The 25,111-nt window shown below is 35.3% G+C and carries 27 protein-coding genes; 7 read left to right on the top strand and 20 right to left on the bottom strand.

Translation table 11 applies throughout. From position 1 onward, the window contains the following. Nucleotides 1-252: 252 nt before the first annotated feature. The 13 genes from MWU65_RS11125 to MWU65_RS11065 all read right to left on the bottom strand — a co-directional run bounded on the left by MWU65_RS11125 (nucleotide 253) and on the right by MWU65_RS11065 (nucleotide 11,736). Complete coding sequence (locus MWU65_RS11125; protein WP_247077976.1) at nucleotides 253-2,061, bottom strand: DUF885 domain-containing protein; 1,809 nt, start codon at nucleotides 2,059-2,061, stop codon at nucleotides 253-255. Between the two features lie 196 nt (nucleotides 2,062-2,257). Beyond that, nucleotides 2,258-2,767 (bottom strand): DUF3124 domain-containing protein, encoded by a 510-nt coding sequence (locus MWU65_RS11120; protein WP_247077975.1) that lies wholly within the window; start codon nucleotides 2,765-2,767, stop codon nucleotides 2,258-2,260. Between the two features lie 55 nt (nucleotides 2,768-2,822). Then, nucleotides 2,823-3,866 (bottom strand): ACR3 family arsenite efflux transporter, encoded by a 1,044-nt coding sequence (gene arsB / locus MWU65_RS11115; RefSeq protein WP_247077974.1) that lies wholly within the window; start codon nucleotides 3,864-3,866, stop codon nucleotides 2,823-2,825. After that, nucleotides 3,853-4,485: a protein-tyrosine-phosphatase gene (locus tag MWU65_RS11110; RefSeq protein WP_247077973.1), complete on the bottom strand. Its 633-nt coding sequence runs from the start codon at nucleotides 4,483-4,485 to the stop codon at nucleotides 3,853-3,855. Before MWU65_RS11110 ends, arsB begins: the two co-directional genes overlap by 14 nt. Before the next feature lie 30 nt (nucleotides 4,486-4,515). Then, nucleotides 4,516-4,986 carry a DUF6428 family protein gene (locus tag MWU65_RS11105; protein WP_247077972.1) on the bottom strand — a complete coding sequence of 157 codons (471 nt, stop codon included), beginning with the start codon at nucleotides 4,984-4,986 and terminating at the stop codon, nucleotides 4,516-4,518. Between the two features lie 29 nt (nucleotides 4,987-5,015). Then, the gene (locus tag MWU65_RS11100; protein ID WP_247077971.1) at nucleotides 5,016-5,348 is read right to left on the bottom strand and encodes a metalloregulator ArsR/SmtB family transcription factor; all 333 of its coding nucleotides are present in this window, start codon (nucleotides 5,346-5,348) and stop codon (nucleotides 5,016-5,018) included. 117 nt (nucleotides 5,349-5,465) lie between these two features. Then, nucleotides 5,466-6,938, bottom strand: a complete 1,473-nt coding sequence (gene guaB / locus MWU65_RS11095; RefSeq protein ID WP_247077970.1) for an IMP dehydrogenase — start codon at nucleotides 6,936-6,938, stop codon at nucleotides 5,466-5,468. 59 nt (nucleotides 6,939-6,997) lie between these two features. After that, the gene (locus MWU65_RS11090) at nucleotides 6,998-7,705 is read right to left on the bottom strand and encodes an Insecticidal toxin complex protein (RefSeq protein WP_247077969.1); all 708 of its coding nucleotides are present in this window, start codon (nucleotides 7,703-7,705) and stop codon (nucleotides 6,998-7,000) included. 36 nt (nucleotides 7,706-7,741) lie between these two features. Continuing rightward, entirely contained in the window at nucleotides 7,742-8,239 is a 498-nt protein-coding gene (locus MWU65_RS11085; protein ID WP_247077967.1) for a hypothetical protein, read from the bottom strand. Further along, nucleotides 8,239-8,775 carry an FMN-binding protein gene (locus tag MWU65_RS11080; protein ID WP_247077965.1) on the bottom strand — a complete coding sequence of 179 codons (537 nt, stop codon included), beginning with the start codon at nucleotides 8,773-8,775 and terminating at the stop codon, nucleotides 8,239-8,241. The genes MWU65_RS11085 and MWU65_RS11080 overlap by 1 nt, the downstream gene beginning before the upstream one ends. A 98-nt stretch (nucleotides 8,776-8,873) precedes the next feature. After that, on the bottom strand, nucleotides 8,874-10,052 hold the full coding sequence (locus MWU65_RS11075) for an OprO/OprP family phosphate-selective porin (protein WP_247077963.1): 1,179 nt from the start codon (nucleotides 10,050-10,052) through the stop codon (nucleotides 8,874-8,876). A 160-nt stretch (nucleotides 10,053-10,212) separates the two neighbouring features. Further along, nucleotides 10,213-11,079 (bottom strand): hydroxymethylglutaryl-CoA lyase, encoded by an 867-nt coding sequence (locus MWU65_RS11070; RefSeq protein ID WP_247078066.1) that lies wholly within the window; start codon nucleotides 11,077-11,079, stop codon nucleotides 10,213-10,215. Nucleotides 11,080-11,109: 30 nt separating this feature from the next. Next, entirely contained in the window at nucleotides 11,110-11,736 is a 627-nt protein-coding gene (locus tag MWU65_RS11065; protein ID WP_247077960.1) for a LysE family translocator, read from the bottom strand. Nucleotides 11,737-11,819: 83 nt separating this feature from the next. Here MWU65_RS11065 and MWU65_RS11060 point away from each other — a divergent pair, with 83 nt between their 5' ends. After that, entirely contained in the window at nucleotides 11,820-12,239 is a 420-nt protein-coding gene (locus MWU65_RS11060; RefSeq protein ID WP_247077958.1) for a Dabb family protein, read from the top strand. A 3-nt stretch (nucleotides 12,240-12,242) separates the two neighbouring features. Here the strand turns inward: MWU65_RS11060 and MWU65_RS11055 are convergent, their stop codons facing one another. Then, on the bottom strand, nucleotides 12,243-13,280 hold the full coding sequence (locus MWU65_RS11055; protein ID WP_247077956.1) for a quinone-dependent dihydroorotate dehydrogenase: 1,038 nt from the start codon (nucleotides 13,278-13,280) through the stop codon (nucleotides 12,243-12,245). A 164-nt stretch (nucleotides 13,281-13,444) separates the two neighbouring features. On the opposite strand from MWU65_RS11055, the gene pepT reads away from it, so the two are divergent. Together pepT and MWU65_RS11045 are read left to right on the top strand one after the other, a co-directional pair. Next, nucleotides 13,445-14,668: a peptidase T gene (gene pepT / locus MWU65_RS11050; RefSeq protein ID WP_247077954.1), complete on the top strand. Its 1,224-nt coding sequence runs from the start codon at nucleotides 13,445-13,447 to the stop codon at nucleotides 14,666-14,668. Between the two features lie 2 nt (nucleotides 14,669-14,670). Continuing rightward, nucleotides 14,671-15,282: a DUF1801 domain-containing protein gene (locus tag MWU65_RS11045; protein ID WP_247077952.1), complete on the top strand. Its 612-nt coding sequence runs from the start codon at nucleotides 14,671-14,673 to the stop codon at nucleotides 15,280-15,282. 10 nt (nucleotides 15,283-15,292) lie between these two features. Here the strand turns inward: MWU65_RS11045 and MWU65_RS11040 are convergent, their stop codons facing one another. From MWU65_RS11040 to nusB, 4 genes are all read right to left on the bottom strand, one after another. Then, nucleotides 15,293-16,612: a Gfo/Idh/MocA family oxidoreductase gene (locus MWU65_RS11040; RefSeq protein WP_247077950.1), complete on the bottom strand. Its 1,320-nt coding sequence runs from the start codon at nucleotides 16,610-16,612 to the stop codon at nucleotides 15,293-15,295. 94 nt (nucleotides 16,613-16,706) lie between these two features. Then, nucleotides 16,707-17,003 (bottom strand): preprotein translocase subunit YajC, encoded by a 297-nt coding sequence (gene yajC, locus MWU65_RS11035; protein WP_247077948.1) that lies wholly within the window; start codon nucleotides 17,001-17,003, stop codon nucleotides 16,707-16,709. A gap of 4 nt (nucleotides 17,004-17,007) precedes the next feature. Continuing rightward, complete coding sequence (locus MWU65_RS11030; RefSeq protein WP_247077946.1) at nucleotides 17,008-17,493, bottom strand: DUF1573 domain-containing protein; 486 nt, start codon at nucleotides 17,491-17,493, stop codon at nucleotides 17,008-17,010. Between the two features lie 46 nt (nucleotides 17,494-17,539). After that, entirely contained in the window at nucleotides 17,540-18,487 is a 948-nt protein-coding gene (gene nusB, locus MWU65_RS11025) for a transcription antitermination factor NusB (RefSeq protein WP_247077944.1), read from the bottom strand. Nucleotides 18,488-18,655: 168 nt separating this feature from the next. On the opposite strand from nusB, the gene MWU65_RS11020 reads away from it, so the two are divergent. The 3 genes from MWU65_RS11020 (at nucleotide 18,656) to MWU65_RS11010 (ending at nucleotide 23,462) form a co-directional block, all read left to right on the top strand. Continuing rightward, a complete protein-coding gene (locus MWU65_RS11020; RefSeq protein WP_247077942.1) occupies nucleotides 18,656-20,407 on the top strand; it encodes an ABC transporter ATP-binding protein in 1,752 nt (583 codons plus the stop codon). A gap of 88 nt (nucleotides 20,408-20,495) precedes the next feature. Then, nucleotides 20,496-20,870: a PUR family DNA/RNA-binding protein gene (locus MWU65_RS11015; RefSeq protein ID WP_247077940.1), complete on the top strand. Its 375-nt coding sequence runs from the start codon at nucleotides 20,496-20,498 to the stop codon at nucleotides 20,868-20,870. A gap of 72 nt (nucleotides 20,871-20,942) precedes the next feature. Next, complete coding sequence (locus MWU65_RS11010) at nucleotides 20,943-23,462, top strand: M14 family metallopeptidase (RefSeq protein ID WP_247077938.1); 2,520 nt, start codon at nucleotides 20,943-20,945, stop codon at nucleotides 23,460-23,462. A gap of 13 nt (nucleotides 23,463-23,475) precedes the next feature. On the opposite strand, the gene MWU65_RS11005 is transcribed toward MWU65_RS11010, so the two are convergent. Continuing rightward, complete coding sequence (locus tag MWU65_RS11005; protein ID WP_247077936.1) at nucleotides 23,476-23,814, bottom strand: tRNA-binding protein; 339 nt, start codon at nucleotides 23,812-23,814, stop codon at nucleotides 23,476-23,478. 55 nt (nucleotides 23,815-23,869) lie between these two features. Here MWU65_RS11005 and MWU65_RS11000 point away from each other — a divergent pair, with 55 nt between their 5' ends. Further along, on the top strand, nucleotides 23,870-24,424 hold the full coding sequence (locus MWU65_RS11000; protein ID WP_247077934.1) for a thioredoxin family protein: 555 nt from the start codon (nucleotides 23,870-23,872) through the stop codon (nucleotides 24,422-24,424). Between the two features lie 2 nt (nucleotides 24,425-24,426). Here MWU65_RS11000 and MWU65_RS10995 read toward each other — a convergent pair whose 3' ends face one another. Continuing rightward, entirely contained in the window at nucleotides 24,427-24,972 is a 546-nt protein-coding gene (locus MWU65_RS10995) for a YfiT family bacillithiol transferase (protein WP_247077933.1), read from the bottom strand. Between the last annotated feature and the right edge of the window lie 139 nt (nucleotides 24,973-25,111).

The raw sequence follows: 25,111 nt of genomic DNA, 5'->3' as shown, positions 1-25,111 counted from the left end.
TCTACTCGCATATAAAATAGTGTACTAAAATTAGAGTTTAAGCAATGTTCTTTTTATATAAACATAAAATAATTACATCATGGCTGTATTAAGAAAAAAGCTCACAAAAGCAGAATTAAATGCTAAAAAACAAGAGAAAATTCTAAAAAAATTAGAAGATAAAAAAATCAAAAAACGCAAGTCTAGAGTATAGCTTGTCCATATCAAAATCCTTTATAAAAAGCTGTAAATATACATTTACAGCTTTTTTTTCTAGCTGCCCTTTTGGGCGTTTATCCATGTGGTAACTCTACGTTCTAACAAATCTAATGGCAAGGCACCACCACCTAGAACGGTATCGTGAAAACCTTTAATATCAAATTGATCTCCCAAGGCTGCCTCCGCCTTTTTTCGCAATTCCTGAATTTTAAGCATTCCTATTTTATATGAAGTAGCCTGACCTGGCATTACCATATAGCGTTGCACTTCAGCCTTTATGGCACCTTGCGAAATGGAAGAGTTTTCCATAAAGTACTTTATGGCGTCAGCTTCTGTCCATCCCTTTGCATGTAATCCTGTATCTACTACTAACCTAATGGCTCTCCATATCTCATTTACCAAGCGACCAAAATCATAATACGGATTCTGGTAACCACCCATTTCTTTGGCCAATGCCTCCGTATATAAGGCCCAACCCTCGCTATAAACACTAAATCCTGCCTGTGTTCTAAACTTCGGAACTGACTTTAATTCTTGGGCAATGGAAATTTGCATATGATGCCCTGGATTTCCTTCATGATAGGCTACTCCTTCCAAAGTTGATTTGGGCATAGCATTCATATCGGAAAGGTGCACATAGTATCTACCTGCTCTAGACCCGTCTGGCGTTCCTGCAGCATAGTGCTGGGGTGCACCATCTTGCTCCCTAAAAGCCTCCACACGTTTAACTTCTAATTTGGCTTTTGGTAAAATACCAAAGTAGTCTGGTAATTTTTTAGCGATGTTGTCTAAATATTTTATGGATTCAGCTAAGTATCCTTGTCTCCCTTCGTCTGTATTTGGAAAGAAAAATTGTTTGTCCGTGTTTACAAAGGTAAAAAAGGCATTTAAGTCACCTTCAAATCCAACTTTTTCTTTGATTGCCAACATCTCTTCTTTAATTCTCGCTACTTCTTTTAGGCCTTTTTCGTGAATTTCATCTGCCGTAAGGCTTGTAGTGGTAAAGACCTTTAATTGATGTTTGTAAAAATTAGAACCATTAGGATGCCGACTAACTCCTGTTGGTGTCGCTTCGGCACTATCAATTTTACTTTCTAACCAAGCTAAAAGATCTTCATATGCTGGTTTAAAATAATTTTTTAGAGATTTTTCAGATTCCTCTTTAAGAACATCTGCTTCTTCGGAAGTTATTTTATCAGCTGCCTTTAATGCCTCAATTTTTCCGTGCATATCCTTCAACAAAGGGGTACCTTCTACTAACTTTTTTGTTTGAATAATGACAGTTTCAAAGGCAAATTTTGGAGGTAGAATTCCCAAATTGGCTTGTTCCTTGGCTCTTTCTACCAACTGATTCATAGCTCTTCCTGTTTCCTGTATCCTAGAAATATAGGCATTCATATCTGCCAGACTATCTACTTTATGAAAATTAATCAAATACCCAGGTAGTCCGGTATGTAATCCTCGCATTTGATCAAAAACATAATCCAAATCATCATAGGCCATACTTTCCTTTAACATCTCGTATTGATACACCCATAAATCATAAGAGGTTTGGTCTGACGCATTCAGCTTTTTATAATTGAATTTTTCCTTTAGTTCGTCAATGCTTTCCGAATACCAAGCCAATTTCTTAACCTCTGCTTCTTTACTAAAATCATCAATTTTATCATACTGATCTTTTCGCCCCTGATCTGTTAACCCTAGCGGACTCATCTGTAATAATTCCTCATATTTAACATCAAACCACTGATTTAGTGCTTCCGTTTGGTCCACTTCTTGTTTTGGAGCATCTTTGCAAGAGGAAAACAATAGAAAAACAATTAAAAACGATAGGGTAATACTTGAAGAAATTAATTTTTGCATTCTACTCAGATTAAAGGTTAAGGTGTTTAAAACTGTTGGGAATTGATCTGTAGATCATCAACATTTAGACAACCTCTTAAATATATGTTAATTTATTCAATTTTAGGTACTTAGAGACATTTTTTCTATAACACCACTAGAAAGGAGTTGGAAGAAATGCTGAGGCAACAAAAAGAAAATAAGACTAGTTCCCGAATTATTTAACCCGTGTTCCTACCGTAGTAAAAGATAAGCCCTGTTGCCCTTTGGTAGAAATAAAAACACCTTCAAAAAGTGGGGTACTCGCCCCGCTCTTATTTTTCCAATCAAAAATAAAATTGCCTCCGGTACCGCCTTCACTATTGTGCTCATCAATTACGATAGCCACGGTTTCCAATGGTGCAACATAAATGGATTTGTTAAAATATCTACGTACAGACTTTCCTTTAGTATCAAAATATTCCGCATTTAATACATATAGGGTATCGGTACTACTTGTGTTTCGCATACTTACCGTTGCTGTTAGGTCATGGGTTATATGTTCAGACTGACTGTATATTTGTGAATAGACTGATAGATAAGTGCTGCCTTCATTTAAAGAGTCACTAGGAGAAATGTCTACTGTTCTTTTATTCCAATTGACAGGATCAATAGAACTCACCTCATTGATTTCATGACAAGAAATCAAAGTAGACATACCTATCAGCAAAACAACAAAACCCCTCATCTTTCTTATTTTTAAGATTTAAATTTACGTAAAATAATTCTTGTGTCACAACAACCTATGCCGTTGTAAAATATTTTTTTCTTAACCAAAAGGAAACTCGAACCAAAAGAATTAAGGCTGGCACTTCTACCAAAGGTCCTACAACACCTGCAAAGGCCTGACCAGAATTTAAACCAAAAACTGCTATGGCCACGGCTATGGCCAATTCAAAATTATTTCCTGCTGCTGTAAAAGCAACCGCGGCAGTCTTATCATAAGTAGCGCCAGTTGCCCTGGTTACAAAAAAACCAATGACAAACATCAGCGTAAAATAAAGCAGTAAAGGTATTGCAATGATTACCACATCTAAAGGAATTTCTACAATTAGTTCTCCTTTTAAGGAAAACATCAAAACAATGGTGAACAACAAGGCAATAAGAGTAAGTGGAGAAATTGTTGGTATAAATTTATTAGTATACCAAGATTCACCCTTTAGCTTTACAAGTATAAGCCTACTAAAAATCCCTAAAAGAAAAGGCACTCCCAAGTATATGGCAACACTTTCTGCAATGGCAGCCACAGAGATATCTACAATAGCCCCTTCAAACCCAAAATAAGGTGGCAATACGGTGATAAACAACCACGCGTAAAAACTGTAGGCAAATACCTGAAAAACACTATTTAAAGCCACTAAACCTGCGCCGTATTCGCTACTCCCTTCTGCAAGATCATTCCATACCAAAACCATAGCGATACAACGCGCTAACCCTATTAAGATTAGTCCAACCATATACTCCGGGTAATCGCGTAAAAAAGTGATCGCTAATACAAACATTAAAATGGGACCAATAATCCAATTTAGCAGTAAGGAGATTGATAATATTTTTGTGTTTTTAAACACTTTTGGCAGCAAGGCATAATTTACTTTGGCCAAGGGTGGGTACATCATCACAATTAATCCTATGGCAATCGGAATATTGGTGGTTCCGCTATTAAAGGAATTTAGTATCTCAGGAAAAGAAGGTGCCAAATACCCTATTCCTACCCCCAAAACCATAGCGACAAATATCCACAGGGTTAAGTAACTATCTAAAAAACTTAATTTTTTACTTTGACTCATTTTTTATTTTAATTTTAGAGAATACATAGTACATTTCTGAAGCTATTTGCAAACTTCTTTCTTGGTATTTTTCAGCTTGTAATGGGGTATCATCATACGTTTTTGGATCTTCATAGGTAATGGGAACTCGCGCTTCTGCGCCTACTATAAATGGGCAACCCCCATCAGCTTGCGAACAAGTGAGGATTGCAGCAAATGCAGATGCCGGATTAAATGCGGCATCGTATTTTTTAGAAAAACCAATTACAGGATGCTCATTTTCTGAATAGGCAATGCTGTATATGGGGTTTTTGCCTTGAGATAGTTCCTGAACCTTAAATCCTTGCTGTACTAAGGTTTTAGCAACCTTAGGAAAAAGTGCCGTAGCCTCTGTGCCTCCAGAATAACTCGCCACATTTTTAATACCAAAATAATAGGCCATCACCTGTGCCCATATTTGAGATAAATGACTTCTACGGGAATTATGGGTGCAAATAAAATTAAGGCGAATCTCTTGATTGTCATTTACTTTTTCTTGAATAAAATCAATTAAAGGCTGTAATATACCCTTCCGATCTGATGCAATTGTTACACCAGAAATTGTTAAGATGGTGTATTCTATTTTTGAAAACAATGTCATAGTTTGTTTCTATTTATACCTTAGTAATGGTTAACAACAGCCGCTATTGGGTGCACAACTAGTAGTGGAAGCTTCCAAGCTAGCCAATTTCACCTTTGTTTTTTCTTCTGGAACACCACAATTTTCTTTTGCCAAACAATCTGTACGTTTTGTGGTTAATAGAAAATTGGTCCCGTCAAAATCCAATCCGTATTTACCAATTGTATCACCTTGGTACTCTACTTCTACTTCTACATCTTGAATACCCAAGACTTTTTCAGACAATTCTATGATGTGCACTAATTTTTCTGGGTGCAATCTATGGTTGTAATCATTGGCATTCCACAATTGAAAATTTACAAGTTCTTCTGTTCTAACTGTGCCACCACAATCGATAAAATTTTTAGATATTTTCCCTACCTCTGTTACGTGAAAATGGCTTGGAACCAATTCTCCGTTTGGCAATTGAAATGCAATTTCCGATGACCGTTTTAGGTTTTCTTTTACTTCTGATAATTTCATAATGTTTCTATTAATAAGTTTATACTATTTTAACAACACCCGTTTTCAACACTTGTATCTAAATCTAAAAATTCTGTCAAAACTTTTTTCATTTTTGTCCAGTTTTCTACATGGATACAATAACAAACACTGGTACCTTCTACGCTCCCCTTTATTAACCCTAAAAGTTTAAGTTCTTTTAAATGTTGAGAAATTGTAGGTTGGGCTAGGCCAATTACAGCAACTAAATCACCACAAACACAAGCATTTATTTTAAACAAATGTTGCAATATGGCTACTCTTGCTGGGTGTCCAAATGCTTTGGCAAAAATTGCAATTTGGTTTTGTTCATCTGTAAACATTTCTGTCTTAGTTAACCCCATATCTTAATTTGTTTATTGCAATATTACGATTAATATCTATACAAAACATAAAATATGGTAAAAAAAAATGCAGCATCACGTAAACGTGATGCTGCATTGCTATTTTATACTTTAAAATTATCTACTGTAATTTGGAGATTCTTTCGTTATGGTGACATCATGTGGGTGACTTTCATTGATACCACTAGCCGTAATTTTTACAAATTTACCGGTTTCTTTTAGGGTCGCAATATCCTTGGCACCACAATAGCCCATTCCTGCGCGTAAACCACCAATAAATTGGTGAATACTTTCGTACAACTCTCCTTTGTACGGAACACGCCCCACAATACCTTCAGGTACTAGTTTTTTAATATCGTCTTCCACATCTTGGAAATAACGATCTTTACTTCCTTGCTTCATGGCTTCCACAGAACCCATACCACGATACGATTTAAATTTTCTTCCTTCGTATATGATGGTTTCTCCAGGAGATTCTTTTGTTCCTGCTAAAAGAGACCCCAACATTACGCTATCTGCACCTGCAGCAATAGCTTTTGGAATATCCCCTGTATATCTAATTCCTCCATCCGCAATAACCGGAACACCACTACCTTTAATGGCAGCAGCAACTTCTAAAACCGCAGAAAACTGAGGAAAACCAACACCTGCAACAACTCTTGTTGTACAAATAGAACCCGGTCCAATACCCACTTTTACCGCATCTGCTCCTGCTGCTACTAAATATTTTGCAGCCTCGCCAGTTGCAATATTTCCTACAATAACATCTAAATTTGGAAACTTCTTTTTAACGGCTTTTAAAACAGACACCACTCCTTTGGTATGACCATGTGCAGTATCGATTACCACTGCATCTACACCAGCATTCACTAGGGCTTCTGCTCTATCAACTGCATCTGCTGTAACACCCAATGCTGCAGCAACCCTTAGCCTTCCGTAGGTATCTTTATTCGCTATTGGTTTTTGCGTTAGTTTGGTAATATCTCTAAACGTAATTAAACCCACCAACTTATAGTTTTTGTCTACAACGGGTAGTTTTTCAATTTTGTTTACTTGTAAAATATCCTCAGCTTGTGCCAAAGAAGTCCCTTCAGCAACGGTAACCAAGTTTTTAGAAGTCATTACTTCTGAAATTGGTCGATCATTATTTTTTTCAAAACGAAGGTCTCTATTGGTAACAATACCGATTAACTTGCCTTCTTTATCCACTATAGGAATACCGCCAATGCCATATTCTTTCATGTTTGCCTTGGCATCACGTACTAAAGAATTTAGGGGTAGCGTAACAGGATCTATAATCATACCACTTTCTGCACGTTTTACCTTTCGCACTTTCATGGCCTGTTCTTCAATGGTCATGTTTTTATGCAATACACCAATACCTCCTTCTTGAGCCATTGCTATTGCCATTTTAGATTCTGTAACTGTATCCATAGCTGCAGAAATAATAGGAACATTAATAGTAATATTTCGTGTAAATTTAGTTTGAATATTTACTTCACGAGGAAGTACTTCTGAAAAGGCAGGAACTAAGAGTACGTCATCGTAAGTAAGACCTTCTCCAACAATTTTATTTAGGTGCGCTTGCATAGCAATTAAAGATTAATTGCGTGCAAATATACGATTAATAAATAAAAACGCTTCTATAATTACCAATAAGTGTTTTTACAATATTTTCTTAGCGTATGTACGGCATACAGATACCGATCTTCACAATCTGATAAATCCCCTTTAAATCGTATACTTTTTGGAACAACTAATCCATACAAAAAATTTCCTTTTGCGATATTGGCTAGCCTTTTAATTGTTTTAGCATCCATTTCTAAATACAGATCTGCGAGCCATACATACTGCTCTTTATACAATGTACTCGTATCCCAATGCAATGCAGCACTTCCTTTTAAAATAACCGATGAAAAAAACAATTCCTTTAAGGAGGTAAAGGCGGCATTAAAAACAACTTCACTCCCTTTATAGCTGTATACTTTTACATCTTTATTGACGAGTAAATTATAAGGAAAATTCTTTGTTAAGTGTAACTTCCTGGAAATAAAATAGGCCATTTTAGGCCAAACAACTGTATGGCCTTTTTTTTCAATCTCTACACCATACCATTTGTAAAAACTGGTTCTTTGGTTTATGGTTTGATATTCTAGGTAACCATTGTTTTTTAAATTGAAGATATTAGCGTTATGCCAAATACCACTATTTTTCAATCGATCAGCAGTTAACCAATCTGAAGAAGAAAGTGCTACTTTTCCAGTTTCTTTTTGATATTGTTTTAAATTTTTCCATTCAGAAGCAAAAGCCTGCATCCAACAAAAAAATAAAACAAAAGATAGTATTTGTCGCAACATTGTATAAAGCTACAATACTAAACCAAAGGAAGAACGCTATTGCAAATTTTTATTTTGCGTTAATTGGTAGAAAATGATAATAGTTGATATGGAAAAAGTTAGCGTCATTAACATTCCGGAAAAAACAACAACGTACTTCATCCAAAGCATACCATTCCACAGTAAATATATACCACCAAAGGTCAAAACAACCGATACAAACGGCTCAACAGTTAAAAACAGCTTCACCCTTTTTGGTAATTTGGTTAGCCAAACTAGGATACCAAGTAAAAAAAAGACAAGTGACATGGATAAGATGTGCGTATGTACAATGGTCAGCATTTGACGTTCACTCTTTTTAAATTTCATTATTTCGGCATCTTCATCTGCTTCGTTACCTAAATAATTTTCTTCTATCCCAACCAATGAAGACTCGCTGGTTTCATTTACAAAAAGTAGTCCTGTATAAAATCCAATTGATAAGATCACTACAAAGGCAGCAATGAATATTTTTATCTCCGAAGGAAATGTACTTAAAAGACCGTCGTATTTCATTATAAAATTTTGTTCTCTTGAAGTAGGCCTATAGTTTGCAATAAATTGTCCATAGCAATAGTCATTGATCTCACTGAAATAGTAGCGCCAGATATCGCGTCTATATTCGATTTCATACTTACACGATCTCCACCTGTTTTACCTAGAAATTGCTTTAACCATCTTGTACTACCTATTTCTCCTCCATATTCTTCCCTATAAATCAACACCTTAGAACTCACAATCTCTAATTCTTCATTAAACACAACCAAATAATCAAATTTAGCCGTTTTACTAGAGGCTTGATCTACAAAAATGTATCCCAGTAGCTCTTCATTCTTGCTTAAACTATAAAAATTATCCGAAGAAATTTTGGCAGGTAGCATTTCATTTAAGGCCGTAGAAACCAAAATAGGTTTTAATTTGAAATCTTCTACATGAAATATTTTAACTACTTCTTTTTTGACTTTTTTTTGAATGACGGAAGTTAATCCAAACCCAAACAAAGCAAAAGAAAGTGTTACAATAGCTACTGTAAATATCCTATTCATTTTCATAAAAGCAAATGTAGTAATTTAGAATCATTTTTAATAATAAAATTAAGAGCTATCTAAAAAAGCCTTAGCGATAGCTCTTAATTGCATTTCTTATTTTCTTAGAACCAAACTCCAATTCCAAAATTAAGTTGGTTGTCTCTACTGTCTCCACTACGCGCATCATCTTTAAACTGGTAATCTGCTTTTAAAACAACGCCAGGAGCAATGTGGTAAGACAAGCCAGAGGTGATATCAGTTTTGTTAAAAGCATCATTGCGTACCAATGCTCCAGCCGTTTTATTATGCGTATCATACTGTTCGTATCTTGTAAAAAGGAACAACTTTTGTTCGTTTGTCGTCGGTAATAAATTATAGGCTCCTTCTACATAATACCCTTGCATAGCACTCCCTAAATCATTTCCAGTAGCTGTGTTATAAGCCGCTGTACCTGATAAGCTAGCATGAATAAATTGTCCTCTAGCCGTAAATCTTTGGTAAGCATAACGCGCATCCAAACCAACCATTGAAATTCCGATGTTGGCACCATCTAACTGCTCTATATCATCTTCTGCCTGTGTATCACCAAAATAACCTGATAAACCTAAACGTAATCCAGGCAACCCATAATACTCCAATTTCGTAGATAAAGTAGGACTATCTACTGTAGATTGAATTCCTTTTTGTCTTCCGCTTCTCAATCCGTTAGACCCTTTTAACACTCCTGTTAATCCTCCTGCCCCATCTGATGAAGTAGATCTAAAACCATTAAAAATATAGGCCTGATAACCTAAGGAAGCAGAATTAATTTTACCGCTAATCCCTACACCCAACTCTCTCCATGTAGTGGGAACAATTACGTTATCCATAGCAGGACGCTCCACGCCATTAAAAGTTGTAGGCTCGTGATACTCGTTAATAATACCCATAGGAATTAACATTAATCCACCTCTTAGGTTCGTATTATTGGCCACACTGTAATTTACAAATGCTTGTTCAATAAAAACCTCTTCTACATGTTCAAATTCAATTTCAGTAAAAAATTGAGTCTTATCATTAAACCTGTATCCTAATAGTAATACTAGACGTTGAACATCTAATTCTCCGTTATTCCCTTCTTCTTGATTGTAAAGCATTTCGCCATAAGCACCAACGGTAACGGCAGAACCATAATTGCCAGATAAAATTCGTTGGGCCGAATTTAATTGCTTCTGAGGATCTAATGTAATTGAATCTGTGGTTGTTTGGGCTACGGCACCTAATGCAAAACAGACGGCAATAATAGAAGTAATCTTTTTCATTTAAACTCGCTTTTATTTAGATTGATTATTAATAATTGATTTTAAAGCCGCAAATATAGGACCCAAAATTTATTTACCAAAACTTATTTGTATTAAATCTAAATAAAAATGAAATATTTTTAATTCCTAGAAAAAGAAAAATGAATCCCTGATAACAGGATTAATGATAGGATGAAAACAATTCAGTTGCTTTATTGTAAGCCGCTTCAAATACCATCCAATTAACATTGGAATTTGCTTTTTGGGCCGTAAAATAAGACAACATTTTTTCTGTTGGCATATTCCCCGTAAGCTCATCCTTTGCCATAGGACAGCCCCCAAAACCTTGAATTGCCCCATCAAATCTTCGACAACCTGCCCTATAGGCTGCATCGATCTTCTCATGCCATTTGGTAGGGGTAGTGTGTAAATGTGCACCAAATTCTATGTCCGGATATTTTGGGATTAAATTGGAAAAGAGATAGGTTATTATATCTGGTGTAGACGTACCAACTGTATCTGATAATGACAAAATTTTAACCCCCATTGCTGCGAGTTTTTCTGTCCATTCTCCTACAATTTCCACATTCCAAGGGTCTCCATACGGATTTCCAAAACCCATAGATATATAGGTTACTACTTCTTTATTAGTTGCCTTGCCTATACGCAATATTTCTTGAAGGGTTTCTACGGATTGTGCGATGGTTTTATGGGTGTTTCGCATTTGAAAGTTTTCCGAAATAGAAAATGGATAGCCCAAATACCTTATTTCTTCATGCGCACTAGCATCTTGTGCTCCCCGTTCATTGGCAACGATAGCCAAAAGTTTACTTTGTGTTCTAGACAAGTCCAAACCCGCCAAAACTTCAGCGGTATCTACCATTTGCGGTATAGCCTTAGGAGATACAAAACTCCCAAAATCAATAGTATCAAACCCACAGTTTAATAAAGATTGAATGTACTTGATCTTCCGCTCTGTAGGAATAAATGTTTTTATTCCTTGCATAGCATCCCTAGGACATTCTATAATCTTTACCGATTGAGACATCATTTTAACTTCTTGCTTTCAAAATTACTATTATTTATCCGATAATAAGATATAAATTCCAAGACCTAAAAATACAACTATTTGCAACCATTTAAGAAAAACGCCAACCGATGGACTTCTATTGATATAATTAGATATTAACCCTGCCAATAGGGCAATTAAACTAAAAATGAGAAATGACACCAACATAAAGAGCAGCCCCAAAACATAAAACTGAATAACCGTGCTCCAATCATCGTTAAACAAAAACCCAGGAAAAAAAGCCAAAAAGAAGAGTGCCACCTTCGGGTTTAGTACATTCATAAAAAACCCTTGTTTATAAAGGGAAAACAAGCTTTTCTGTGGGGTATTTTCACGAGACACCACCAGGTTGGCATCACTTTTAAAGACTTTAAACGCCAAATAAAACAAATAGGCCGTCCCAAAAATCTTAATAGCCAAAAATATATTATCATTCGCTTTTATTAGGGCAGACACTCCAAAAGCCAATAAGGTTGTATGAACCAAACAACCTGTAATTAATCCGCTTACAGTTGCCATTCCATATTTCTTCCCATTCGCCAAACTCTGCGTCAGGACATAAATATTATCTGGCCCTGGAAAAATTGCTAAAAGTGCTGTAGCAGAAATAAAAGCGTAGAGTATGTCGAAATTCAAATTGAAAATTTTAAACGGAAATGTACAAATTTCACTTCATAATACGCCGTAATTTTTTACCTTTCAAGAAATCAATTACACGTATGAAAACTCTTTCTTTAGGACTATTAGTAGTAACTTCTCTTTTGTTTTTTAGCTTTAAACCATTAAAGCTAGAAGATAAATCCTCCAAAACAACAATTTATATGCAGCAAAAAGATAGCGTATTACGCCATGTGGTACTTTTTAAGTTTAAAGCAGAAGCATCAGAAGACAAAATTAAAAATGTAGAAAACGCCTTTAAAGCATTACCCTCCAAAATACCACAAATTATATCCTATGAATGGGGCTTAAACAACAGTCCAGAAGGGCTAAGTAAAGGCTTTACTCATTGTTTTTTCCTTACCTTTAATAGTGAAGAAGACCGGGCTATTTATTTGCCACATCCAGATCATAAAGCATTTGGGGCTTTACTAAAAACAATTTTAGATGATGTATTAGTTGTTGATTATTGGACGAAATAAATCTTATAATTTTGCTAAAATAGCCTTGTTAATTCTTTTGACAAGGCCTGGCCCTTCATAAATAAAACCGGTCCATAACTGAATTAAGTCGGCTCCTGCCTCTAACTTTTCTAAGGCATCTTTTTCTGAGTGTATCCCACCTACGCCAATTATAGGGAAGGCTTTATTGCTTTTTTCAGATAAAAACCGAATGACCTCTGTACTTCTCGCTGTCAATGGTTTTCCACTTAACCCTCCATTCTCATTGATCAGATTTTCTGGAGATTTTAAATTGTTTCGCGCTATGGTAGTATTGGTTGCAATAACACCATCAATCTTAGTAACCGCCACGATATCTATAATATCTAGTAATTGCTCATCCGTTAAATCTGGCGCAATTTTTAATAATATGGGTTTCCCTTTAACACCTCTTTGTGTAATGTGTTTTTTATTTTCTGTTTTTAATGCATTTAACAAATTAGTTAATGGTTCTTTGTCTTGTAATTCTCGTAAACCAGGAGTATTGGGAGAACTTACATTCACCACAAAATAATCTACGTGTTCATACAAGGCATCAAAACATAGGATGTAATCATCTACTGCCTCTGCGTTTGGCGTAATTTTATTTTTACCAATATTACCTCCTATTAAAACATTATGCGTCTCTTTTAAACGTTCAACTGCTTCTAAAACACCCCCATTATTAAACCCCATACGATTCACTATAGCCTTATCGGCTTTTAGCCTAAATAAACGTTGTTTTGGGTTACCAGATTGCGGCTTTGGTGTTAAGGTGCCTATTTCAATAAATCCAAAACCAAAATTAGAAAGTTCCTTAAAGAGTTTTGCATCCTTATCAAAACCAGCTGCCATACCCACAGGGTTTTTAAACCGAATGCCAAACACTTCTTTCTCTAAGCGCTTGTCATTTACTACGTACATTGATCGCAACAATCCGCCTAAGCCAATTGTAGACAAAAATTTAATTAAGGAAAAAGAAATATGGTGTACCTTTTCTGGATCCAATAAGAAAAACAAAGGTCTAATAAGTGCTTTATACATAAAAATCTAATCTTTCGGCAAAAATACAAACTACGGAACAGTAGTGCTGTTTTAGATCTTCTTTTTTTTTAACAAAAATGTAAAATTTTATCGGTCTCTAGATCTTCATAAAATATCAGCAAAAAAACTGAAATAAACTGTATTTTTGAGTAAAATATATACCTATGCAACATATTCTAGATCGATTTTTAAGTTATGTTAAAATTGATACACAAAGCGATGCCAGTTCTGATACCACGCCAAGCACGGAAAAACAATGGGATTTAGCTCATAAATTGGTGGAAGAGCTACAAGAAATTGGAATGCAAGAAGTCACTATTGATGACAATGCCTATATTATGGCAACTTTACCTAGTAATATAGACAAAGAAGTGCCTACCATTGGATTTGTTTCTCATTTTGATACAACGCCTGATTTTTCTGGCACCCATGTAAATCCGCAAATAATTAGAGATTATGATGGGAAAGACATTATTCTAAACGCTGCTAAAAATATTATTCTTTCCCCTGATTATTTTGAGGATTTACTTCAATACAAAGGGCAAACGCTGGTTACCACAGATGGCACCACTCTTTTAGGGGCAGATGATAAGGCAGGTATTACAGAGATTGTGACGGCAATGGAATATTTAATTGCACATCCCGAAATTAAACACGGCACCATTAGGGTTGGTTTTACGCCAGATGAGGAAATTGGTCGTGGCGCCCATAAGTTTGATGTCTCTAAATTTGGAGCCCAATGGGCCTACACCATGGATGGCAGTCAAATTGGGGAATTAGAGTATGAAAACTTTAATGCTGCAGGTGCAAAAATTACAATCCAAGGCAAAAGTGTACATCCTGGATACGCCAAGGGTAAATTGATTAATGCCATTGGTATTGCCAATGAAATTATGTCTTCTTTACCACAAAAGGAAGTTCCAGAGCACACCAGTGACAGAGAAGGTTTTTATCATATCCATACTATAAAAGGAGAAATAGAACATGCAGAACTCAGTTTAATAATACGGGATCACGACAGAAACCTTTTTGAAGATCGCAAAAAAAAATTAGAATCTATTGTTTTTAAGTTAAATGAAAAATACAACAACTGTATTACGATAAACATAGATGACCAATATTTTAATATGAAAGAAAAGGTTGTTCCTGTGTTTCATATTGTAGAAACGGCAAAAGAAGCCATGGAAGCTATTGGCATAACTCCTATAATAAAACCTATTCGTGGTGGTACAGACGGATCTCAGCTTAGCTATATGGGCTTACCTTGTCCTAATATTTTTGCTGGAGGTCATAATTTTCACGGCAAATATGAATATGTTCCTGTAGAAAGTATGCAAAAAGCTGTTGAGGTAATTGTAAAAATATGCGAGTTAACCGCTAAAAAATAAAAATGAGTGCTGTAGTTAAAAAGGATGACCAAGAAAAAATTGAAGCTTACTTTGCAAAAAAGCAATTATTTAAAGAAGGCATCGCCATTCTAAGGCAATTGGCTTTAGCTACAGCACTGATTGAAACCTATAAGTGGGGTGTTCCTGTATATACCATCAACAACAAAAATGTACTAGGAATATTAGCGTTTAAAAGCCATTTTGGAATATGGTTTTACAATGGTGTTTTTTTAAACGACCCTAAAAAAGTATTGCAAAATGCTCAAGAAGGCAAAACCAAAGCCATGCGGCATTGGAAATTTACTTCCGCAGCTGAAATTGACACCAAAGCCATTTCAGCCTACATGTTGGAAGCTATAGAAAATCAAAAAAAGGGAATCGTCCTTGTTACCGAGAAAAAAAAGATAACCCCCATCCCTACTCTGCTCACAAAAGAATTTGCTTCTGATGCTATTTTAAAATCTAAATTTGAAGCTTTTACACCCTATAAGCAAAAGGAATTTATGGAATACATCCTTGCAGCAAAAAAGGATGCTACAAAAGTAGTTCGGTTAAAAAAGTGCATTGCCTTAATACAGAAAGGCACCGGGCTTCATGATACGTATAGAAAGTAATCCTTTGAAACTACACTTGTGGTAATTTCCACCCGTTTTGATAATCAGCTTTTAAAAATTCATTGGCCTTATCATTCGTAAATTTATTGGTGTTTTTATCCCAATAGACTCGGTCTCCAGTTTTATAAGCTACGTTTCCTAAATGAGAAACTAAGGCAGCATCATACCCTACTTGTATTGGCGCATTTAAAATAGAAGCATCCCTATTTTTTACAGCCGCAATAAAATTTGTAGTGTGCAAATCCAGTCCATTGCCTTTATTGTTTTGCAAAGGAATAGCTTGCATTCTATCACCTTCTGGAATAACCTCCCAGCCTTGTCTGTCTAACACCAAAGTACCATTATTTCCAACAAATGAAATCCCGTGGTTACGCCCATAATTACCATTACTAATTCCGGTACCATGCTCCCATAAGATTGAAAAATCATCATACTCAAAAACAGCCTGTAGGGTGTCTGGAGTTTCTGATGCATCATCAGGGTATGCAAATTTACCACCCAATGCCATAACAGATTTTGGTGCACCTGCTTTCATACCATACAAGGCATAATCTATTAAATGCACTCCCCAATCTGTCATTAATCCGCCTGCATAATCCCAAAACCATCTGAAGTTAAAATGAAATCGATTGGCATTAAATGCTCTTTCCGGTGCCGGACCCAACCACATATTGTAATCTACTTCTTTAGGGGTTGCGCTATCCAAAACAACTGGAATAGGCTTCATCCAGCCTTGGTAGGCCCATGCTTTAGACAACCTAATATTTCCCAATTCCCCGGAATGCACAAAATTAATGGCGTCTACGAAATGCGGCTGACTTCTTTGCCATTGCCCCACCTGAACAATGCGATCACTAGCATTAACATAGTCTAACATTATATCTGCTTCTTGCACAGAATTTGCAATTGGTTTTTCACAATACACATCTTTACCTGCACTAATAGCATCCGTTAATTGCAAACAATGCCAATGATCTGGTGTTCCAATTACCACTACATCTATATCTTTATTTGCTAATAAACTTCTATAGTCCTTATACCACAATGGTTTTTTTATACCTGCTTTTTCTAAATCGGCTGTTCTCTTTAGCAAAACACGCTCATCTACGTCACATAGGGCAATAATACTTACTTCACTAATTTTTAACAAGGAGGTAAGGTCGGAAAATCCCATACCATTACAACCTATTAGTCCCACGTTTATACGGTCATTAGCGCCAACTTTTTTCCGGATAGTTGCCAATAAGTCCATTGGAAACAAAAACGCCGCCCCCATACCCATACCAGCCAATGTACTCTTTTGTATAAACTTTCTTCGATTGTGAACCATACCAAACTCCTTTAGAGATGGAAGATAACAATAAAATTAAAGCAAAAAAAAAGCACCGATTAAATCGGTGCTTTTATAACAAAATCTTATGCTCTTATTTTTTTTCTGGCTCATTTAATTTCTTGCTCATTTCCATAGAAATAGCAGATCTAGAAAATTTAATTTTCCCAGCCATTGTTTCAATTACACAAGAAGCATCTTTATCATTTAATTCGAAAATTTTACCGTGCAATCCACTTTTGGTAATAACGCGATCCCCTTTCTTAATTTCTGATGCAAATTTCTTCTCGTCTTTAGAGCGTTTCATTTGCGGACGTATCATAAAAAAATATGCTACTATAAATATCCCTACCATTGGTAAGAATGGGTACTGTTCTAATAATTGTTGCATGCTTTTATTGATTTAAAGGTATAGATGCCGCGCCTGCGCCATTTTTAGGGTTAACAAATGCTTTTATACGTAATGTTTCTCTTCCTTTGGCTGTATTAGCTGTTACGGTTACAGCTTTAGTGACTTGATTTTGACCCGATCCATTAAATTTCACCAATAATTCTCCAGTTTCTCCTGGTTGTATTGCTTTATTTTTAGGATACTCAGGAATTGTGCATCCACAAGTACTTGTCGCATCTGTAAGAATTAAAGGTGCATCTCCAGTGTTTGTAAACTTGAATATCGTTTCTTGTGCAGCTCCTTGTTGAATTGATCCAAAATCGTGCTCTACTTTATCAAAAGTTAACACTGGAAGTTTCTTAGCGGCATCATCTCTTTCTGATGCATCATCAACATTAGCCATAATTATTTTACTAGAAGCATTTTCTTTACAAGAAGTAAATGACAATGCAAAAATTGCAGCTCCAAACATTAAAATAACCTTTTTCATAATTGTATTTTTTAAATTGTGATGTACAAAAATAATGAATATTTATTTATAATAATCCTCTTCCCATCTTTTTTAACTTTCCATTTTCTTTATACTCACGCACCAACTTATCTAAAATTCCATTTATAAATATGCTGCTTTTTGGTGTAGAATATTCTTTGGCAATCTCTAAAAACTCATTAATGGTAACTTTCTCAGGAATTGACGGGAAATTTAACAATTCACAAATCCCCATTTTTAAGAGTATCGCATCAATATCTGCAATCCTATCTTTGTCCCAATTTGGTGTTTTACCTTCTATTTCTTCAACATATAAGGCATCATTCAGCAATGTTTTCGTCAACAATTGTTTGGCGTAAACCATATCATCATCATCCTTTAACAAAGCAGGTAAGAAATAGGAATCTATTTCATCTTCCGTAGTTTTTTTAAGCAATTTTAAAAGAAAAGTATTCACTATCGGGATATCATCTATCCATGTTAACTTATCATCTTCAAAATAATCGTAGATCTTCTCGTTAGGGGCAATTATATTTTTATACAGTTGTACAATTAGCTCCTTATCTTCACTATAACTACTTTTTGCATTAGCCATATATGCACTATAGTAATCACTGGCCACTACTTCTTTATAAATTAACCGAACATACTCCTCATTTAAATACCAATTGTTCAACTTTCTTTTTGAAAGTTCTTCCTTAAGCAATTTATTGTCTACAATTTGGAGCAATAACTTATTGTTAACGAACTTATCTTTGTTGAGCTGGTTGTCTGTGGAATTACCGAGGTAACTGTTTGAAGAAAGTTTAACTTGTTCTTCTGCCTTACTTTGGAGCTCTATTAACAAGCTTAACATTAAAAGATATAGTGTATACATATTGTCTATACTATATTTTAAAAACTTTACTTGTTTTTCTAGCGTATCATCTTGAGAATGAGTGAGGGCGTAAATACACTGCATTACTTTTACCCGAATATGCCTTCTTGTTAGCATTAAAAAGAACTTTAATTTGTTAAAAAATATTTTGCAAAAGTACCACTATATTTTTCAAATGTAACTATTCCGCCTTTATTTTATCTTATGATAATGATAACATAAGTTTATGTTTCAAAAAACTATCTTTGCAAAATTGTTACCAAACAAAACCATCCTTAAAATTGCATGAAAGAATTAAAACACATTAATAAATATTTTAAAAAGTATTGGCTAAAATTACTTATTGGAATTATCATAACAATTATAGCCCGTGTGTTTTCCTTAGTAATGCCTCCTTATGTAAATAAATCTATTAACATTGTCAAAGATTTCATTGAACAAGGCAATGTAGATATTGTGGTAGTCAAGGAACACCTTTTAGAATACATCCTAATCATTTTAGGTGCAGCTTTACTTTCTGGCTTCTTTACTTTTTTAATGCGACAAACCATTATCAATGTCTCGCGCTATATTGAGTACGATCTAAAAAACGAAATTTTTAATCATTACCAAAAGCTGAGTCTAAATTTTTATAAAAACAATAGAACGGGCGATTTAATGAATCGCATTAGCGAAGACGTTAGTCAGGTTAGAATGTATTGCGGTCCGGCACTGATGTACGGTATCAATACATTTACTCTTTTTGCATGTATAATTCCTATCATGTACTCAAAAGCCCCATCACTGGCTTTATATACCTTAATGCCTTTGCCTATCTTGTCTGTTATTATATACCAAATTAGTAAACTTACACACAAGCGCAGTACCATTGTACAGCAGTTTTTATCAAAATTGTCTTCATTTGCTCAAGAATCATTCTCTGGAATTTCCGTTATAAAAGCCTATGGTATAGAAGAACGGATTAACGGGGAACTAATATCTTTGGCTAATGAAGGAAAAGAGAAAAGTATGTCATTGGTCAATGTCAACGCTTGGTTTTTTCCATTAATGGCATTAATGATTGGGATTAGTAACATTATTGTCATTTACATTGGAGGCCAACAGTACATCAGTGGTAAAATTGATAATATTGGACTTATAGCTGAGTTTATTATTTATGTTAATATGCTTACCTGGCCGGTTGCCATTGTTGGGTGGTTAACATCTGTAATCCAAAGAGCAGAAGCCTCACAAGCAAGGATAAACGAATTTTTACAAGAAGTTCCGGAAATCATAAACACGGTTAACACTCCTATGGAGGTTCACGGTAAAATAGAGTTTAAAAATGTTAGTTTTACGTATGACGATACCAATATCACTGCATTAAAAAACGTTTCCTTTACAATCAACGAAGGTGAAACGGTTGCTATTCTAGGAAAAACAGGAAGTGGAAAATCTACAATTTTAGATTTAATTGCAAGATTATACGATGTTTCTTCTGGTGATATTTTGTTTGATGGTATCCCTATAAAAGATTTTAATATTAATAGTTTACGACAACATATTGGCGCCGTGCCACAGGATGCATTTTTATTTTCAGATTCAATCAAAGACAATATCAAATTTGGCAATGAAAACGCCACTGATGACGAGATCATTGCAGTAGCTAAAAAAGCAGTAGTCCATAAAAATATCATGGGCTTCAAAGAAAAGTACAATACGGTATTAGGTGAAAGAGGAATTACCTTAAGTGGCGGACAAAAACAAAGGGTATCCATTGCACGTGCCTTGTTAAGAGATCCTAAAATATACTTGTTTGACGATTGTTTGTCTGCAGTTGACACAGAAACTGAAGAAGAAATTTTAAACAATTTAAAATCGGCATCTAAAAATAAAACAACACTAATCGTAAGTCATAGAGTCTCTTCGGCAAAAAATGCAGATAAAATAATAATTCTAGAAGGCGGAAAAATCATTCAAGAAGGTTCACACAACACTTTGTATACAAAAGATGGTTATTATAAAGAGCTTTACAATAGTCAACTATCTGAGAAATAAAACCAAAAAAACCTTGCCAGATAGGCATTTTTTTTTCATTTTTGGTATATACTATGATAAGTTTACACTAACAAGATAACTACAACAGATGAGTGAAAAAGATTTAATGGATCAAGAAGAGATTTATTCAAAAGTATTAAGGGCAGGTAGGCGAACCTATTTTTTTGATGTTCGTAGCACCAAGGCAGGAGATTATTACTTAACCGTAACGGAAAGTAAAAAATTCACACATGATGATGGATCCTTCCATTATAAAAAACACAAAATTTATCTGTATAAAGAAGACTTTACTCCTTTTAAGGAGCTGTTAAATGAAATGATGGATTACATTATTAATGAAAAAGGTGAAGAAGTTATTTCTGACAGGCACCAAAAAGACTTTAAAAGAGAAGACAACACAGAAAACGTTGAAGCAAGCAATAGTTCTGGTAGTTTTACTGATGTAAGTTTTGACGATATCTAAGTATTAAAATTAAAATGTATATTTAAACGACCTCAATAGGGGTCGTTTTTTATTATCAAAAATTCCATACGCATGAAAAAAGGATTGCTTTTACTCGTTTTAATTGTAGTACAACAACTGTATTCGCAGGAGAAATTAGACTTAAATTATTATCTACCTCAAGATGTTTCTTATAATGAAAGCATTCCAAAACCCACAGACATTCTTGGTTACGAAGTTGGCGAGTGGCACGTGTCTCATGACAAATTAGTCTATTATATGCAAGCCCTAGCAAAAGCAAGTGATAGAATATCTATAGAAGATAGAGGCAAAACCTATGAAGGCAGGCCCATTATTCTCTTAACTATAACCTCTCAAAAAAATCATACTTCCTTAGACATAATTCAAAAAGAACATGTGGATATCACCAATGGAAAGACAAAAAACTTAACTAATTTACCTCTTGTTGTTTACCAAGGTTTCTCTATACATGGCAATGAACCAAGTGGTGCAAATGCCGGATTAGTGTACGCTTATTATTTGGCTGCGGCACAAGGTCCAGAAATTGAAAACTTACTAGATAATCTTGTAATCTTAATGGATCCCGCCTTTAATCCGGACGGCATACAGCGTTTTGCCCATTGGGCGAATAGCAATAAAAGTAAAAATTTAAATCCAGATTCAAATGATCGGGAATTTCATGAAACCTGGCCTAACGGACGCACAAATCACTATTGGTTTGACATGAATAGAGACTGGCTTCCTGTACAACTACCTGAGAGTCAGGCTAGGATAGCAACGTTTCACAAATGGATGCCTAATATCGTTACAGATCATCATGAAATGGGTACAAATTCTACCTTCTTTTTTCAACCAGGAGTACCTTCAAGAGTACATCCATTAACACCAACCCTTAATCAAGAATTAACGGCTGAAATTGGAACCTATCACGCCAAGGCATTTGACAAAATTGGTTCTCTGTATTATTCTGAAGAAAATTATGATGATTATTACTATGGTAAAGGCTCTACTTTTCCTGACATCAATGGCAGCATTGGTATTTTATTTGAACAAGGCAGCTCTCGCGGTCATATACAGGAAAGTGAAAACGGCATCCTTACCTTTCCGTTTACGATAAGAAATCAATTTACCGCTGCAGTTTCTACCATTGAGGCGGCCAAAAACTTGCGGCCCAAATTATTAGAATATCAGTTCCAATTTTACAAAAATGCAAAATCAGAAGCTGCAAAAAATAAAACCAAGGCTATTGTTTTTGGCGACAGTAAAGACGCTTCTAAAACGTGGCATTTAGCAGATATCTTACAGCGGCACAAAATTCAGTTTAACGCTTTAAAAAATGACGCAACTATAGCTGGCACCTATTATAAAAAGGGTGCTAGCTACGTGGTTCCGATGAACCAAAAAAATTACAGGCTAATTCAAGCCATGTTCGAAAAACGAACAAGCTTCTCCGATAGCCTTTTTTATGATATCTCTGCATGGACATTTCCACTGGCCTTTAATTTAGACTATACTGAAACTACTAGTTTATCTTATTTAGGAGAAGAAATAACAAATCTTACTGCTTTAACGGGCAAGGTTTCAGGCAAGAGCAATTACGCTTATCTGCTACCATGGAATGCGTACTATAGTCCCAAGGCTTTACAGCTGCTTTTAGAAAAAGAGCTTCGAGTAAAAGTAGGTAAACGTCCATTTTCAATAGCGGGTAAGAACTATGATTATGGCACCCTTATGATTCCCGTTCAAAATCAAAAATTAAATGCAACAGCTTTGCATAATTTGCTTACCACAATCGCTAGTGACAATAACCTAAATATAACCGCTGTAGCCACCGGACTTACAAAAGGTATCGATTTAGGTAGTAATGAATTTGATCCAATACGGAAGCAAAAAATTGCTTTGTTGGTAGGCCGTGGCGTATCCTATGCCGATGCTGGCGAAATATGGCATTTATTTGATCAGCGTTTTGATATGAATATAACAAAGCTAGATACAGACTATTTTTCTAGAGTAGACCTAAGCAAGTACACCACATTAATAGTACCCAACCTTTCTGGGAACGCCTTAGATAAAATAGCTACGGATAATATAAAAAATTGGGTTAAAAATGGAGGCAACTTAATTGCTTATCGATATACGGCAAATTGGCTTAATGCTAACGAATTCATGAAGATCGATTTCAAGAAAAATACTCCTTTGGCAGCCAAAAACATAGCCTTTGACCAACGCGCCGACTTTAGAGGAGCACAGGTTACCGGTGGTGCTATTTTTGAAGCCAAATTAGATCGTTCACATCCCATAAATTACGGCTATAAAAATGATAAATTACCCCTTTTCAGAAATACAAATATTTATATAAATCCAGATAAAAATAGCTATAACAATCCCATTCTTTACACAGACAAGCCCTTGTTAAGTGGCTATATTTCTGAAGAAAATCTAGCGCTTTTAAAAAATAGCGCACCCTTTAAAACAGAGCGTTATGGAAAAGGTAGAATTATATTATTTACAGACAACACCAATTTTAGGGCGTATTGGTTTGGTACCAACAAATTATTGATGAATGCCATATTCTTTAGTGATATGATGTAATTTAATTTTAGGTTCACCCTACCTTGAGTCCGTTGGCTACCTTAGCGTCTGGATGTAATAGTATAACATCCTTACCATCAACAGCACCTAAAATTAGGCACTCGCTCATAAAATTGGCAATTTGTTTTTTTGGAAAATTTACAACGGCTATTATTTGTCGCCCTAACAGTTCTGCTTTAGTATACCGCAATGTAATTTGTGCCGAAGTTTTTAACACCCCTATTTCTGGACCAAAATCGAGTTGCAATTGGTACGCTGGATTTTTTGCCTGGGGAAAATCAGCAATATTCACAATTGTTGCGACGCGCATATCTACCTTCAAAAAATCTCCCCAACCGATTAGTTCTTTCATTCTTTCCTATATTTATCAATCAAATATAATCCATAACCGAGTAAAAAGTACAAAAATGGCAAGAACTCCAAGCAATATGCTTCCCTTAGACACAAAAGCACCCGACTTCTCACTTTTTAATCCACTAACCGACTCTAACACTACCTTAGAGAAAGCAAAAGGAACAAAAGGTACCGTTATCGTTTTTATTTGCAATCATTGTCCCTTTGTAGTACATGTGAACCCCGAGCTGGTGAAAATAGCGCAAGAATACGAAAGTAAAGCAATTGGTTTTATTGCGATTTCCAGTAATGACGTAATGCATTACCCACAAGATGCTCCGGATTTAATGAAAGAATTTGCTAAAGAGAACATCTATAATTTTCCATATCTCTACGACGAAACTCAAGAAGTTGCAACCTTATACCACGCAGCTTGTACCCCAGATTTTTACCTGTTTGATGCCGAATTAAAATTAGTTTATCGAGGTCAATTGGACGACTCTAGGCCTGGAAATGGAGTTCCATTAACCGGTGTAGATCTTAGAAATGCTTTAGATAATCTAATTGGGGGTAGTCCCATTAACCCTAACCAAAAACCCAGTATTGGCTGTAATATTAAATGGAAATAAATTTACAACCAGCCTTTGGAGTTACATAAATTTTCTATGTGTGCGTAATGGTGGTTGCAATGCCATGCATATTTACCCATATTTTCTGAAATGGAAACAACTACTTTTCCTACTGGATGCACATAACAGCGCTGCAAATCTTCAGGAGAAAGCCCCTTTAACATAAATACCATTTTTGCATGTAAGGCCGTAATATAATTTAAAGACAATGCTATTGGTGCAGTCCTGGAGTCTACCAAACTTGCCCAGTCCTTTTCTTCATAAGCCTTGATGATGGGATTGTCTTCTGCTAAAGCCCATTTAAAGCGCGTATAACTGTGGTGGTGACTATCGGCAATATGATGAATTAGTTGTTTTACCGTCCACCCACCAGGTCTATACACAGTATTTAATTGCTGTTCACTTAAGTTAGCCACTAAACTTTGTAACTTTTGGGGGAAATTTTCGAGTACTGTAATCCATTTAGAGATTTCGGAATCAGAAATTTCTTTATGACAATTAAAATGTCCTATGGGGAATTTAAGCTGTTCCAAGCTGCTGTTATTCATAGAATTAGCGTCTTTATTTGTTATTTTTAGTGGTAATTTACCCTAAGCTACATAAAAATAAATAAATTCTTACTTTTTTTACGCAACCCTTTTAACGTTTAGGTGTCTTCTTTTTAATACGTATAGTTTCCCCCAAATT

Source organism: Cellulophaga sp. F20128, from assembly GCF_023015805.1.
Lineage (GTDB): Bacteria > Bacteroidota > Bacteroidia > Flavobacteriales > Flavobacteriaceae > Cellulophaga.
Note: the sequence above shows the minus strand (reverse complement) of the source record. Positions and strands in the feature narration are given on the sequence as shown.